Below are 15603 nucleotides of genomic sequence, written 5' to 3'. Positions count from 1 at the left end.
ATCATCCTTCTTTTGCCAACGATTGCGAGATAGCTTATGCCAATTTCAACCCCCGATCTGTGTGATGCCCATGGCGATAAGGTTCAGGTCGTTGAGCCGATGTTTGTCAATTACGGAGGTCGAGAGCGCTTTGGCGGGCAAATAGTAACCATCAAGTGTTTTGAAGATAATTCTCTGGTGCGTGAATTGGTGGCGGAACCGGGGCAGGGCAAAGTGCTGGTAGTGGATGCCGGTGGTTCAATGCGTCGCGCCTGCCTGGGAGATATGCTGGCCGAGAAAGCGGTAGTGAATGGCTGGGAGGGGATCGTGATGTACGGCTGTATACGTGATGTGGATGAAATATCTGCACTGGATTTGGGGGTGCAGGCCCTGGGGGCACATCCGATGAAAACCGATAAGAAAGGTATTGGTGAGAGGGACCTGACAGTTACTTTTGGTGGTGTAGCTTTTCGTCCGGGAGAATATCTCTATGCAGACAACAACGGTATTATCATTGCAGGCAAAGCCCTTGTCTGAGCTGAAGCTGTCCTTTTAATCTGGGGGCTTACAAGTTTGCCGATAAAAAGCTAATACAGAGACTGTGCACAGATTTTTTGGAAACGGCAGCAGGAAATTAAATTGAACTGCTGCCGGTTTCCTTAGCGATAATTTATCTGTACTTGGCACCTAACGGGCGCCAATAAGGTCAACCACCGGATCCTCCGGCATTCGCAGTGACATCAGAAAGTTGAGAATTTTATTTTGTTGTCCTTCACTGAGAACCTTGAAATTCTGTGCGGCAGCGCTGGCTTCACTGCCGGGATTATCGTGTAGCAATATGGCCTCCACCAGCGTGAGTGCCCGGCCGTCGTGCAAGTAGGGCGCGGTATCCGCAACCCCCCATAGACGTGCGGTAATAAACTCCCGGTTTTGTTGCTCATTGAGAAAGAAAGCACTTTCTGCAAGCTCCTCGCCCATGTCGTGACGTTTTAGGTCGGAAAACATGGGAACTGCAATTCCTCCATTGTTAGTTGGCTTAAAAAACATGGGACCTTTGCTGAGGTCAACCTCGTAAAACGTATCTGTAAAAGGTGCTTCCGGGGAGCCAGTCAATTTATAGGGCAGGGTTTTACGCTCTGTGACCATATCGGAGCGATGGCATTCAGCGCAGCCGATATCAGAGAATAATTTTCTGCCCTGCCGGTGTTTTCTGGACTCAACTTCAATGGGGTGCTCCAGTGTGGTGATAAATATACTGAGGGCAGACAGGTCGCCGACGGAAATCTCGTTGGTAATCCCATCTTTATCGGCGTCTGCATACTCACCGCCAAATGCTTCTGCTGCCTGCATACCGAGGTGAAATGCGAGGGCGGTTACATCGAATTCCCTGACGGAGGCATTGTCTCCCTTCCTACCGAAAGGCCGTACAATCAGATCCTCATCGATCCCTTCAACGTTGCTGGTGTTCAGATTGCCATGCTCATCGGCGATGATTGTGCCGAAGTTCACCGATTTGGTATCCAGACTGACAATGGTTCCCGGGTTATCAAGGGCATACTGTTTGAGGGCCTGTAGTTCGAGGGTCATCTCCCTACCAACAAGCTCAATACCGCCAGCACCAAATAAAAAGAGGGGGTTGATTAAGCGGCCATCATATTCAGCGTGCCCATCAAAGTTTTCGTCAATCATGTCAAAGTTGATCGGACGGAACATGGCGCTGGTGCTGAATCCACCACCGCCGCCAATACCCAGAGTCGCCGGAACGGTCCGGTTGCTGACAATAGTGTGGCATTCCAGGCAGTTTTGAGAATCGAGGCCATTGGTGCGCAGGAATACCCCGTTACCCTGGAGAGTGGGTCGATTTCCCGTATCTGGAGAGTGGTTGTCTGGTTCAGATAGATCGTGCTCACCATCTCCATAGCCGTCAAAGCGGTTGAAGGGGGTGGAGAATATCAACAGGCCCGCTTCACGAATCTTATCCAGCGACAGTTCGCCACCGGCAATTTGTTCCTGAGTAATCCTGTCTCCTGGATCGAGTCGGGGGCCTTCTCCTACAAGGTCAGCATGGAGTATTGGGGATACTGCCAGCCCGAGACCGATAAACGATATTGTTGAAATAAACTTCATGAGAATACCCTTATTTTATTTTTACCCCCAATTCTTCGCAGGGCCAGCTTTCTTATTGGGCCTGTAAAACAAGTATTTGAGAGGGATTTCCGGTGATTTGTGCTGAGTTATGAGCCGGGGGCCCTATTGGAACCGAGTGAAGGATAGGTCTATTCACGATAACTGCCGTGCCCCAAAGCGCCAGCCTTCGCTACCTTGATAACAATAACTCCAGGCGGGTCATCCATTTCTTCAGGGATAAGCTCACCAGCAGAAATCGTCACCTATCATTGTGCTTTGATAACCCTCAATGACCCGTGGGAAATGGCAGGGTATTTCGCCGTTACTGCCACTATGGAAGGTAAAAAATGAGCGAATGGCGCAAGAAGTTCTTTACCGGACCTCTCTTGAAAATTATCAAGCGGGTTCTACCGCCAATTTCCGAGACTGAACGCGAGGCGATGGAAGCCGGTGAGGTCTGGTGGGATGCCCAGTTGTTGTCGGGAAAACCGGACTGGAGCCAGCTGTTGGAAATGGGGCCACCGGAATTGAGTGAGGAGGAGCAGGCCTTTTTGGATGGTCCTACCGAAGAGCTCTGCCAAATGGTAAACGACTGGCAAATCAGCTTTGTCGATCACAATATTCCTGAGCATGTGTGGGACTTTCTGAGAAAGAACCGCTTCTTTGGAATTATCATCCCCAAAAAATATGGCGGGCTCGGCTTTTCCCCCACGGCGCACGCCGAGATAGTTACCAAGATCTCCACCCGCAGTAACTGTGTGGGTGTGACGGTGATGGTGCCAAACTCTCTGGGCCCTGGAGAGTTATTGTTATCTCACGGCACCCAGGAGCAGAAAGATTACTATTTGCCCCGCCTTGCTGATGGCACTGATATCCCCTGTTTTGCCCTGACCAGCCCCCAGGCAGGCTCGGATGCTGCGGCCATGATTGACCGGGGTGAAGTTTGTTACGGTGAATATAAGGGCGAGAAAGTCCTCGGAATGCGCGTGAACTGGCACAAGCGCTACATCACTCTGGGGCCTGTAGCCACGGTACTGGGGCTCGCATTCAAGCTCTATGACCCGGAGCAGATTCTGGGGGATAAGGAAGCGCTGGGTATTACCGTGGCACTGGTGCCTACCGATACACCGGGAGTGACGATTGGCCAGCGTCACTTACCGGCGATGCAGTCTTTCCAAAATGGTCCCAATTGGGGGAAGGACGTCTTTATCCCAATGGACTGGATCATCGGCGGTGAGGAAAACGTGGGTAAGGGCTGGGAGATGCTGATGAGTGCTCTCGCTGCCGGGCGCGGTATATCCCTGCCTTCACTGTCGACGGGTGGGGCCAAAATGGCGGCTCGCACCACAGGTGCCTATGCGCGTATCCGTGAACAGTTCAATGTACCGGTAGGGCGCTTCGAAGGCGTGCAGAGACGCCTGGCTGAGATTGCCGCAATTGCCTTTGTGCTCGACAGCGCCCACAAAACGACAACCTGTGCCCTTGATCATGGGCGTAAACCAGCAGTAATCACCGCCATTATGAAGGCTAATGCGACCTCTGGTTTGCGCCATGCCATTAATGACGCGATGGATATCCACGCCGGCAAGGCGATTATGGATGGCCCAATGAATTACCTGGGGAATGCCTATCGAGCAATACCGGTGGCTATTACGGTAGAGGGTGCCAATCTGCTCACCCGCAGCCTGATGATTTTTGGCCAGGGCGCGATTCGTTGTCATCCCTATTTATTGGATGAAATGCTCGCGGCAGAGAACCCGGATACTGAAGAGGGCCTGGATCAGCTGGATAAGCTGTTGCCCAAACATATGTGGTTCCAGGTAAAAACCCTGCTGCGTGGCATTTTTCATGGCTGGACAGTCGGGCTATTTGCCAGCAGCCCACGCAATGTTGGAGGAGCGGCAAAATACTACCGCCAATTGAATCGTTACTCGGCGGTACTCACTTTGGTGACTGAAATCTCATTGATGAGTTTGGGGGGTGAACTGAAGAGAAAAGAATTGATCTCTTCCCGCCTGGGGGATGTGTTGAGTCAGCTCTATTTGTTGAGCTGTACTCTCAAGCGTTTTTATGATGATGGTAATCCGAAGGATGATTTACCCTTGCTGGAATTTGCCATGCGCGATGGCCTACATAAGATAGAGGTCAATCTTCTTGAGGTGTTCCAGAATTTCCCGCGTCCTTTCTTCGGCCAGGTGATGCATTTCCTGACTATGCCCTGGGGGCACAGCATACACACCGCATCAGATCGCCAGGCTCATGCCTGTGCCGAATTACTGCTGAGTCCCTCTAAAACCCGCGATCGCCTCACCAGCGGAGTCTTCCTTGGCAACCCCGGTGATGGGGTAGATATCGTCGAACAGGCTTTTATAAAAGTCTGTGCCACAGAGCGGGCAAGGGAAAAACTTAAGAAAGGTGGGATACGAAGCCTCAGTCGTGAATCGGTGGATGAGGGACTGCAACGCAACCTGATAAGCGATGAAGAGGCCAGTGCGTTGCGAGATGCCGCAGATGCAGTGGATAAGGCGATCCAGGTAGACCATTTTGATCACCTGGGGGACGAAGCTGGGAAGATAGAATAACGCTGCGTGGAAAAACAATTTTCCATGGAAGCCTTTTCCAAAGAAGCCCCCCAGCGCTTTGCCAGTGTTGAAAAATGCATTGATGCGCTGCTGGAAAAAACTGGCAATAAAATCGTGCTGGGGTTGCCCCTTGGCCTTGGTAAAGCCAATCATTTTGCCAATGCACTTTATGCTCGCGCCGTTGCCGATTCTTCAATTACCCTGACTATATTTACCGCTTTGACACTGGAGCGCCCACGGGGCGACAGTGATATCAGCCGTCGTTTTATTCAGCCATTGCTGGATCGTCTCTATAGCAGTTACCAGGATCTCGGCTATGTCTCGGCCCGCCGCAAAGGGCGGCTGCCGGATAATATCAATGTGGTTGAGTTCTTTATGGAGCCTGGTGCGCTGCTGGGTAACCACTATGCCCAGCAGCATTATGTGAGTGCAAATTACACTCTGGTGCCAGATGATCTACTGCGTTTTGGTGTGAATGTCATTGCCCAGATGGTGGCGCCGGCTGAGGGGGGAGGTCGCTACAGCCTGAGTTGTAATCCAGACCTGACCCTGCCGCTGCTGAAAATGACTGCGAACCGTGGACTGAATCCGTTGATATTGGTGGGTGAGGTCAACCCTCAATTACCCTATATGACCGGTAGCAGTGAGTTGGATGAGAATGCGTTTGATTTCTTGTTGGAAGGGATGGCTTTTGACACTCCTCTCTTTGCTGCTCCAGCTATCCCGGTCAGCTTTACCGAGTACAGTATTGCATTTCATACCGCCAGCCTGATTGCCGATGGTGGCACTTTGCAAGTTGGGATAGGAGCGCTAGGGGATGCAGTCTGTCACGCGCTACGCTTGCGCCAGACGGAAAATGCCAAATTTCGCCAGATCATTGAAAAACTGATTCGTAGCGACCCCCTTGCTTACCGGAAAGATCTGCCCCTGCTGTCTGAAACTTTCCAGCATGGTTTGTATGGTGCCAGTGAAATGGTGCCTCATGGTTTTCTACACTTGCGGCGGGCAGGTGTTCTGTCCCGTGAAGTCTACGCAGATGCTGTTTTGCAACAGTTGCTGGATGGAGATGAAATTACCGAGACGGTGAATGAGGAAACCCTGCTCGCATTAAAAAAATCCGGCCGGATAAGTTGTCCACTGACCCCCGAAGATACCAGATTCCTGCAGAGTTTCGGCATAGTGGATCCCAGCTACAGTTGGCGCGGGCACAAATTGTTGACCCCTGATGGAGAGGAGGAGGAATGCGACCTGCACAGCGAGCATGGTCGCAGGCGCTTGATAGGCAACTGCCTGAATAAAAAGCTGTGCGGTGGGACCTGGTTGCATGGAGGGTTTTATCTCGGCCCCGAGCTGATGTATCGGGAACTGCGCGACCTGCCTCCAGGGGAACGTGCGGGAATTGATATGACCGCGATTGATTTTACCAACGATCTGCGGTCCGAAGGAGCGCTGAAGCAGGTACAACGCAAGCATGCCCGCTTTGTTAATTCTGCCATGATGGTCACCTTGGGCGGTGCGGTGATTTCCGATGCGCTGATGGATAATCAGGTCGTCAGTGGGGTGGGTGGACAGTACAACTTTGTTGCCCAGGCCTTCGCCTTACCGGATGCGCGCTCCATTATTGCTCTTCCCAGCACACGCGTACGCGGTGGTATATGTGAGAGCAATATCGTATGGGAATACCCTCACGCTACAATTCCCAGGCACTTGCGCGATGTAGTGGTCACGGAATATGGCGCTGTGAATCTGCGCGGTAAAACTGACCGGGATGTTATGGTGTCCATGTTGAGTATTTGCGATGCTCGTTTCCAGGCTGTATTGCTGGAACAGGCTAAGTTTGCCGGCAAAATCGAGAAGAGTTTTGCCATTCCACAGGAATTTAATAACAACACGCCTGAGCATATTGCAGAGGTGTTCTCTGAGGAAACATCCCTGGCAATGCTGCCTTATTATCCTTTGGGAACCGATTTCACTGATGAAGAGGCGCTGCTCGCTGTTGCACTACAGCAGCTGAGAGCTGCGGATCGCAGCTGGTGGAAAATGCTGATGGCAGTGATCAAGGGGCGCAAGGTGTGGCATGACAAGTCTGCAGGGACTGAAGCGATCCAGCGCTGCCTGGAGCGCATGGGATACGACCACACCGAAACTTATGAGCATCGCCTTGAAGCCTATATCGTTGCAGCGGCACTGTGGGAATATATCGATAAGCGCCGTCCCCTGCGCTGGGAATAGTCAGTGATTGGCTCTGTGCTGGTTATCCCTTTGTTGGGCCTGGATTGCCGTGAGGGCGATTGTGTAGACAATATCGTCTACCAGAGCCCCGCGGGATAAGTCATTTACAGGCTTGCGCAATCCCTGCAACATAGGCCCAATGCTCACCAAGCCAGCACTGCGCTGTACCGCTTTATAAGTAGTGTTGCCGGTATTAAGGTCAGGGAAGATAAATACAGTTGCACGTCCGGCCACCGGGCTGTGTGGTGCTTTCTGTGCGGCTACATTTTCTGTTACCGCAGCATCGTATTGCAGGGGCCCATCAATTATCAGCTTCGGCCTTTTGCGTTTGGCAATTTCAGTAGCCTCACGCACTTTGTCTACATCGGAGCCACTGCCAGAAGTGCCGGTGGAGTAGCTGATCATGGCAACACGGGGCTCTATGCCGAAGGCCAGTGCGGAATCTGCAGATTGTATGGCAATTGCGGCCAGCTGCTCCGCGTTGGGGTCCGGGTTGATGGCGCAATCCCCATAGACTAATACCTGTTCCGGAAGCAACATAAAAAATATGGAGGATACCAGTTCTTCGCCCGGTGCAGCTTTAATCAGCTGCAGGGCTGGGCGGATGGTGTTTGCCGTTGTGTGAATTGCGCCGGATACCAATCCGTCCACTTCATCCAGTGCCAGCATCATGGTGCCGAGTACCACATTGTCATGCAGGTGCTCCATTGCCACCACTTCGGTCAGGCCCTTGTTTTTGCGTAATTCCACCATGGGTTCCACATAATTATCACGCACATGCTCGGGGTCAGTAATGTGTACTTTATCGGAGAGTGTTAAGCCCTGTTGCTCCGCCACCCTGGAAATAGTTTTGCTATTGCCAAGCAGGATTGGTTGGGCAATGCCGCGTTCAGCGCATATCAATGCCGCACGGATGGTGCGTGGCTCTTCACCTTCTGGCAATACAATACGTTTCTGTTCTCGACGTGCCAGCTCGGTCAGGTGGTAACGGAAGGCTGGGGGTGACAGTCGCCGGGGACGGTTGGAGACCTGGCTTAGTGAGTTAACCCAGTTTTCATCCAGGTGACTGGCGAAAAAGTCCTGCACCCGGTCCACCCGTTCGCGGTCGTCTGCCGGCGTGCGCAGGTTGAAGGTCTGTAAGTCCACTACAGTGCGCCAGGTATTGCCACTGACCAGCATTACCGGTAACCCGGTTTCCATTGCCGGTGTGCAGAGTTTGTGCACTTCGCGGTCAAGCCGGTAACCCCCGGTTAACAAAAGGCAGCCGATTTTTACTCCATTCATCGCCGCCAGGCAGGCTGCAGTGACCACATCGGGCCTGTCTGCGGAAGTGACTAGAAGGGCGCCCGGCTTAAAGCGTCTGAGCATATTGGCGAGGGAGCGCGAGCAGAAGGTGACATTGTGCAACCGTCGGGTTTCCAATTCGCCCCGGTTAATCACCTGTGCGTTGAAATGCCGTACCAGATCCAGCGCGCGGGGGGCTAGCAAGTCTGCATTCCAGGGGATGCAGCCGACAATACGCAATGGCGTCTGCCGGTAAAGGGATTCCCTGGTGATAGTCGCTGTGTTTTCTGTCGGGGTTTCCCGTCCGGCTCGCATGCCCGCGGGTTGGGCGCCGGGAGTATCGGTTTGTTCAATGGGGGCGCCCAGTTTGTTGATAATGCAGCCCACTACCCGGTTGGATTCATCGCCGCCAAAGGATCGAACTGCGAACTGCAACCGCTCTCGTAGTTGCCGGGCATCTCCACCGTGGGGGCAGGTTACCAGTACCACCTCCGCATCCAGGGTTTTGGCGATTTGGTAATTGAGTTGGTTGGCGAATTGGCTGTCACTGCTGGGCAATATGCCCTCGATCACTGCGACATCCGCATGTCGGCCGCCGCTCCGGTATCGTGCCAGTATGTCTTCGAGTAAATCCGGCATTTTGCCGGTGGATACCATGGATTCGACGTGTTGTGCGCTAAAGGAGCGTGGAATTTCCAGGCTGGAAGTTTGCCGCAGAATTTCGGTAGTGCGCTCAATGGTGCCATCCGGGGGAGGTGGCTCTGCCACGGGCTTGTAAAACTCCACCTCTACACGGTTGCGCTCCAGTGCGCGGATCAAACCCAGGCTGACAGAGGTGATACCCACACCCGCGCCGAGAGGAACCAGCATAACGGTGCGGCTACTGTGGGGCATTCTTAGCGCTCTCCGGATGCCAGCCTGGCGGCATCCCTGGCGATCACCCAGTCTTCCCGAGTGGGGATCACAAATATATCCACTGTGCCGGCTTTGGAGATCAGTCCCTCAGCACCAAAGCGGGTGGCCTCATTGCGTTCACGATTAATCTGGTAACCCAGAGCGCTGAGCCAGTGGATTGTCCTGTGCCGCACCCATGCAGAGTTCTCGCCTATACCGCCGGTAAAGGCCAGTGCGCTTACCCGGCGCAGTGGGATGGAATAGGCTGCAATGTATTTTGCCAGTCGGTAGCAGAAAACCTCCAGGGCCAGACGCGCACCTTTGTGGCCATTTTCCATCGCTTCTTCCAGCTCGCGACAGTCGTTGCTTAATTCTGAAAGGCCAAACAGGCCACTCTCCCGGTTAAGCAGCTGTTCCAGTTCGGCCAGGGAATAGTCCAATGCCTCGCCAAGGTGCAGCAGCAGTCCTGGGTCCAGGTCACCGCAGCGACTACCCATAACCAGTCCCTCGAGGGGAGTCAGTCCCATGCTGGTGTCTACACTTTGCCCGCCTTTGATCGCAGCGACGGAAGCTCCATTGCCAAGGTGCGCGGAAATCACATTGGTCTCCGTGATTGGTTTTCCCTGTAGTTCAGCAGCGCGCTCGGCAATATAGCGGTGGCTGCTGCCGTGCATGCCGTAACGGCGAATATGATGCTCCCGATATAAACGGTAAGGCAGGGCATAGAGGTAGGCGTAGTCCGGCATTCCCTGGTGAAAAGCTGTATCGAATACAGCGATTTGCGGTAGCTGCGGAAAGGCAATCAGGGCGACCTGGATTCCCTGTAGGGCGGCTGGATTGTGAAGTGGTGCCAATTCACAGCAAGATCGGATTGCAACGAGAACTTCTTGGTCTATCAGTACTGAATCGGCAAACTGCTCACCGCCGTGCACCACCCGGTGTCCGATAGCGACCAGACGGGTCTTGAGATCTGACCAGGGTCCGTCCAGTTTATCTACCAGTCCTCCCATTACACTTTCGAAGTCGTCACTGGGGGAGAGCTGCCGGACATGATCTTCGCCATCATGGCGCCACTTCAGTACAGCGCCAGAACTACCCAGGGCGTCGGCCTGGCCAGATAGATGCTCTTCTCCACTGAAGGGGTTAAGTACGGCAAACTTTAGTGTAGAGCTGCCGCAGTTAAATATAAGTACTAGGCCTGGGTTGGGCATAATTCGGTTGTTCCGACGGATATACCCTAAGGCTAGCTAAAATGGCGTAAAAGTCCTCTGAAAGCGTATATGTGGCTAAGAATAAAAAAGGGCCGCGATTGCGGCCCAAATTAAAAGTGCAGAGACTAAAGCGCAGTTTACTCCAACTGTTCTTCTTCGGCAGAAGCATCACCCGCTAATTGATAAGCGCATCGGGTTAATACCTGATGAAGGCGGCTCAAGCCGCCCTCAATGTAACGAAAAAGTATAAAAGCTTACTTAGCTGAACTGGTTCATGGTGTTGTCTTTACCAGAGGCTTTCAGGGCAGCTTCGCCGGCGAAATACTCTTTGTGGTCGTCACCGATATCGGAACCAGCCATGTTCTGGTGTTTAACACAGGCGATACTCTGGCGGATTTCCTTGCGCTGTACACCCTTCACGTAACCCAGCATGCCTTGTTCACCGAAGTACTCTTTGGCCAAGTTGTCGGTGGACAGAGCCGCGGTGTGGTAAGTCGGCAGAGTGATCAGGTGGTGGAAGATACCCGCTTCACGGGCAGCATCTGCCTGGAAGGTACGGATCTTCTCGTCAGCGGCGGCAGAAAGCTCGGAGTCGTCGTACTCTGCGCTCATCAAATTGTCGCGGTTATAGGCGGAAACGTCCTTGCCTTCTTCAGCCCAGGCATCGAATACCTGTTGACGGAAGTTCAAGGTCCAGTTGAAGGATGGGCTGTTGTTGTAAACCAGCTTCGCGTCTGGAACCACTTTGCGGATTTCGTCCATCATGCCGCCGATCTGGCGAACATGGGGCTTCTCGGTTTCGATCCAAATCAGGTCAGCGCCGTTCTGCAAGGAAGTGATGCTGTCCAGGATACAGCGAGCTTCACCGGTGCCTTTGCGGAACTGGAACAGGTTGGAAGGCAGGCGCTTAGGACGTAGCAGTTTACCTTCGCGATTGAGGACAACGTCGCCATTGGCCAGGTCGGAAGGTGCGATCTCTTCGCAATCCAGGAAAGCGTTGTACTGATCGCCCAGGTCGCCCGGTTGCTTGGTCACGGCGATTTGCTTGGTCAGGCCGGCACCCAGAGAGTCGGTACGGGCAACGATAACACCATTATCTACACCCAGCTCCAGGAATGCGTAGCGAACAGCACGGATCTTGGCGAGGAAGTCTTCGTGGGGAACGGTCACTTTACCGTCCTGGTGGCCGCACTGCTTTTCATCGGAAACCTGATTCTCGATCTGGATACAGCAGGCACCCGCCTCGATCATTTGCTTAGCCATCAGGTAAGTGGCTTCAGCATTACCAAAACCGGCGTCGATGTCGGCAATGATGGGTACAACGTGAGTCTTGTGGTTGTCGATCTTGTCCTGGGCTGTTTTCTCGGCAGCTTTGTCACCGGCTTCGCGGGCAGCATCCAGCTCACGGAACAGGTCGTTCAGTTCACGGGCATCGGCTTGGCGAAGGAAGGTGTACAGCTCGTTGATCAGGTGTGCAACAGAAGTCTTCTCGTGCATAGACTGGTCAGGCAGAGGACCAAATTCGCTGCGCAGCGCGGCGACCATCCAGCCGGACAGGTACAGGTAACGGCGATCAGTATTGCCTTCGAAGTGCTTCTTAATAGAAATCATCTTCTGTTGACCAATAAAACCGTGCCAGCAGCCCAGAGACTGGGTGTACTTGGAGGTATCCTTGTCGTAGTTCTCCATATCTGCACGCATGATATTGGCAGTGTATTTTGCAATATCCAGGCCGTTCTTGAATTTGTTCTGGGCGCGCATGCGGGCAACAGATTCGGGATTAATAGCGTCCCAAGTGCCGCTTTTGCTGTCACGGAGCTTAGCTACCGCATCGATGTCTTGAGTGTAAGTGGACATGACAGTGTTTCCTTAAAACGGTGACTGCGATTAGGTGTTGAGTATCTTAGGAGGAGTGGCATAATTTGCCTAATTTATTGATTTTATTTTCACTATCGATCTGGCGAATGATGTATGCAACTGGAAAGAGCTGACCTGAACCTGCTGGTATACCTTGATGTACTGCTGCGTGAACGTAATGTCACCCGCGCGGCCAATTACTTGGGACTCTCACAGCCAGCTATGAGTAATGGCCTGAAACGCCTGCGGGAACTGTTCGATGACCCCCTTTTAGTGCGTACCCGCGAGGGTATGATGCCCACTGAGCGCGCCCTGGAATTACAACCTATGGTGCGCGAAGCACTATCCAGCATTGACCGGGTGATTCAGCCAAACCGGGACTTTGACCCCGCTAGCACCCGCCGCACTTTTCGTATCATGGCCAGTGATTATGCTGAGTCCACTTTGATACCGCCGCTGCTTAAGCAGTTGCGCGAAGAGGCTCCCGGTATCAGCCTGGATATCATGACACCGAGTGATGTGAGCTTTGTGGATGTGGAACAGGGTAAGGTGGATATGGTGATTAACCGCTTTGACAGCATGCCGCAGAGTTTTCATCAGGCCACGGTCTGGCGCGATAGTTTCTCCTGTGTAATGCGGGCGGATAACCCCATGCTCGAAGATTACAATCTGCAAAGTTATTTGAAGGCTCAGCACATCTGGGTGAGTAAAACCGGTATGGGTGTAGGGGTTGGGGTCAACCCGGAAGATGTTCAACGGCTCGGCTGGGTGGATGAGGCGATTGGCCGGTTGGGGGAGAAGCGTGATATTTCCGTGTTTACCCGTCACTACCAAGTGGCCATGCTGCTGGCAGAACAGAGTGACCTGATTGTGACTGTTCCCACTCGCTTGGCACAGCTGGCCAGGGATAACCCCAGAGTGGTGCGCAGGGACCCACCACTGGATATTCCCCCACTGGAGCTCAAAATGGCATGGAGCCCTCTGTTACAGCAAAGCGCACCTCACCGTTGGCTGCGCCGCCTGATCCTAGATATTGGTCGGGCTCTGTAACTGACCAGCCAGTAAGGAACCATGCGCCTTAGCGGTGGACGGGCGGTTTTAACAGTAAAGTTTCATCCGCCAACCACGCTCATAAAAATTCGATCTATGAATAGTGGAAATTGCGCCTATAAATTAGCGGTATGTCGAAATGGCTGTTTAGAATGCCGTAATTCCAACAATTAGCGAGAGGCCCAGGGTATGACGGAACGAGTCCAAATCGGTAATTTGCAAATCGCGCCAGAGCTTTACAATCTGGTCTGCGAAGAAGTGATCCCAGGAACGGGGGTCGATGCCGATAAGTTCTGGACTGGGCTTGATGCCATCGTCCGCGATCTGGCACCGGTCAACCGCCAACTTTTGCAAAAGCGCGACGAACTTCAGGAAACTCTGGACCGTTGGCATATTGAAAATCCAGAAGGTTTTCGCGATTTGGAGGGTTATCGTGAATACCTGCGTGAAATTGGCTATTTGGTTGATGAGCCTGATGATTTCACCGCTACTACCGAGAATGTTGACGAGGAGATCGCCAACCTAGCCGGTCCACAGTTGGTTGTGCCGGTGATGAATGCTCGTTATGCCCTAAACGCCGCCAATGCACGCTGGGGCAGTTTGTATGATGCGCTCTATGGCACTGATGTAATCAGCGAGGAAGGCGGCGCTGAAAAGGGTACGGAATACAATCCCGTGCGCGGAGCCAAGGTCATTGAATTCGCACGCAACTTTCTCGACCAGTCAGCTCCACTCACCTGTGGTAGCCATAGGGATGCTGTGCAGTACCGTGTAAATGGCTCCCTGCTGGAAGTGGTACTGGCTAGTGGCGATATAGCCACCGTTAAAGACGGCAAACAATTCGTCGGCTATCGTGGCGACAGTGAAGAGCCCAGCTGCATTCTGTTCAAGCAACATGGCCTGCATTTTGAGGTTCAGGTTGATCGGGAAAGCTCTATCGGCAAGACCGATGACGCAGGTATTAATGATGTATTGGTAGAATCCGCGCTAACTACCATCATGGACTGCGAGGACTCGGTAGCCGCAGTGGATGCCGAAGATAAGGTGGTGGTTTACCGCAACTGGCTCGGCTTGATGCGGGGTGACCTGAAAGAAACCATTAATAAGGGTGGTAAAACCTTCGAACGTAACCTGAATGCTGACCGTGAATACACTACTCCGAACGGCAATCAGCTATTCCTACCTGCTCGGAGTCTGATGTTTGTGCGTAATGTCGGGCACCTGATGACCAATGATGCCATTTTGTATGGCGATGGCCAGGAGATCCCGGAAGGTATTCTCGATGGTATGGTTACCAGCCTGATTTCTCTTCACGATCTACGTGGTGATAGCGAAATCAAAAACTCTCGTACAGGAAGCATCTATATCGTAAAGCCGAAGATGCACGGCCCGGAAGAAGTGGCTTTTGCCAATACCTTATTTAACCGTATCGAGGATGTCCTTGGCTTGCCACGTTTCACTGTGAAGATGGGCATTATGGACGAGGAGCGACGCACCACGGTAAACCTGAAAGCGTGCATCGCTGAAGCCAAAGAACGGGTGGTATTTATTAATACCGGCTTCCTTGATCGTACCGGTGACGAAATCCATACCTCCATGCTCGCGGGCCCAATGATCCGTAAGGGTGATATGAAACAGTCCACCTGGATCAACGCCTACGAAGAGTGGAATGTGGATGTAGGTCTTAACTGTGGTTTGAAAGGCAGGGCACAAATCGGCAAAGGTATGTGGCCAATACCTGATCAGATGTCGGCCATGATGCATGCCAAGTTAGCTCATCCTATGGCTGGTGCTAATACCGCTTGGGTACCGTCACCTACTGCAGCCACATTACATGCACTGCACTACCACAAAGTCGATGTGAACCGCCGCCAGGAAGAGATTCAACACCGTCACCACGCGAAGCTGGAAGATATCCTTACTGTGCCGGTTGCCGAGAACACTAATTGGAGTGCCAAAGAGATCCAGCGGGAATTGGACAATAATGCCCAGGGCATTCTCGGTTATGTAGTACGTTGGGTAGAGCAGGGTGTGGGCTGTTCCAAGGTGCCGGATATCAATGATGTAGGCTTGATGGAAGATCGTGCAACCCTGCGTATTTCTTCTCAGCATATTGCTAACTGGCTTAAGCACGGCATTGTCAGTGAGAAGCAAGTACGTGAAACTATGGAGCGTATGGCTGCTATTGTTGATCGTCAGAATGCTGGTGATACCAACTACAACAATATGGCTCCAGACTTCGATAAGAGCGTCGCCTTCCAGGCAGCCTGTGAACTTGTTTTTGAAGGCTGCGCGCAACCAAATGGCTATACCGAACCGGTTTTGCATCGTCGTAGACGAGAGTTTAAGGCCTTAAATGCATGATTGCTAATTGATTGGTTAATAAA

The 15603-nt window shown here is 52.7% G+C and carries 9 protein-coding genes; 5 read left to right on the top strand and 4 right to left on the bottom strand.

Annotated features, from left to right (window positions below; genetic code table 11):
* Positions 1-36: 36 nt before the first annotated feature.
* A complete protein-coding gene (gene rraA / locus GL2_RS18700; RefSeq protein WP_143732250.1) occupies positions 37-516 on the top strand; it encodes a ribonuclease E activity regulator RraA in 480 nt (159 codons plus the stop codon).
* Between the two features lie 150 nt (positions 517-666).
* Here the strand turns inward: rraA and GL2_RS18695 are convergent, their stop codons facing one another.
* Positions 667-2106 (bottom strand): di-heme oxidoredictase family protein, encoded by a 1440-nt coding sequence (locus tag GL2_RS18695; protein WP_143732249.1) that lies wholly within the window; start codon positions 2104-2106, stop codon positions 667-669.
* Positions 2107-2453: 347 nt separating this feature from the next.
* Between GL2_RS18695 and GL2_RS18690 the strand changes: the two genes are divergently transcribed.
* Both GL2_RS18690 and GL2_RS18685 read left to right on the top strand, forming a co-directional pair.
* On the top strand, positions 2454-4688 hold the full coding sequence (locus tag GL2_RS18690) for an acyl-CoA dehydrogenase (protein ID WP_143732248.1): 2235 nt from the start codon (positions 2454-2456) through the stop codon (positions 4686-4688).
* A gap of 6 nt (positions 4689-4694) precedes the next feature.
* A complete protein-coding gene (locus GL2_RS18685) occupies positions 4695-6920 on the top strand; it encodes an acetyl-CoA hydrolase/transferase C-terminal domain-containing protein (protein ID WP_232053683.1) in 2226 nt (741 codons plus the stop codon).
* Here the strand turns inward: GL2_RS18685 and pta are convergent, their stop codons facing one another.
* The 3 genes from pta to GL2_RS18670 form a co-directional block, all read right to left on the bottom strand.
* Entirely contained in the window at positions 6921-9098 is a 2178-nt protein-coding gene (gene pta, locus GL2_RS18680) for a phosphate acetyltransferase (RefSeq protein WP_143732247.1), read from the bottom strand.
* Positions 9099-9100: 2 nt separating this feature from the next.
* Complete coding sequence (locus GL2_RS18675; RefSeq protein ID WP_143732246.1) at positions 9101-10309, bottom strand: acetate kinase; 1209 nt, start codon at positions 10307-10309, stop codon at positions 9101-9103.
* Between the two features lie 258 nt (positions 10310-10567).
* Positions 10568-12166: an isocitrate lyase gene (locus GL2_RS18670; protein ID WP_143732245.1), complete on the bottom strand. Its 1599-nt coding sequence runs from the start codon at positions 12164-12166 to the stop codon at positions 10568-10570.
* A gap of 114 nt (positions 12167-12280) precedes the next feature.
* Here GL2_RS18670 and GL2_RS18665 point away from each other — a divergent pair, with 114 nt between their 5' ends.
* Positions 12281-13216: a LysR family transcriptional regulator gene (locus tag GL2_RS18665; protein ID WP_143732244.1), complete on the top strand. Its 936-nt coding sequence runs from the start codon at positions 12281-12283 to the stop codon at positions 13214-13216.
* A 189-nt stretch (positions 13217-13405) separates the two neighbouring features.
* Entirely contained in the window at positions 13406-15580 is a 2175-nt protein-coding gene (locus GL2_RS18660; protein WP_143732243.1) for a malate synthase G, read from the top strand.
* Positions 15581-15603 lie beyond the last annotated feature (23 nt).

This window comes from Microbulbifer sp. GL-2 (assembly GCF_007183175.1).
In the GTDB taxonomy this organism is placed as follows: Bacteria; Pseudomonadota; Gammaproteobacteria; order Pseudomonadales; family Cellvibrionaceae; genus Microbulbifer.
Note: the sequence above shows the minus strand (reverse complement) of the source record. Positions and strands in the feature narration are given on the sequence as shown.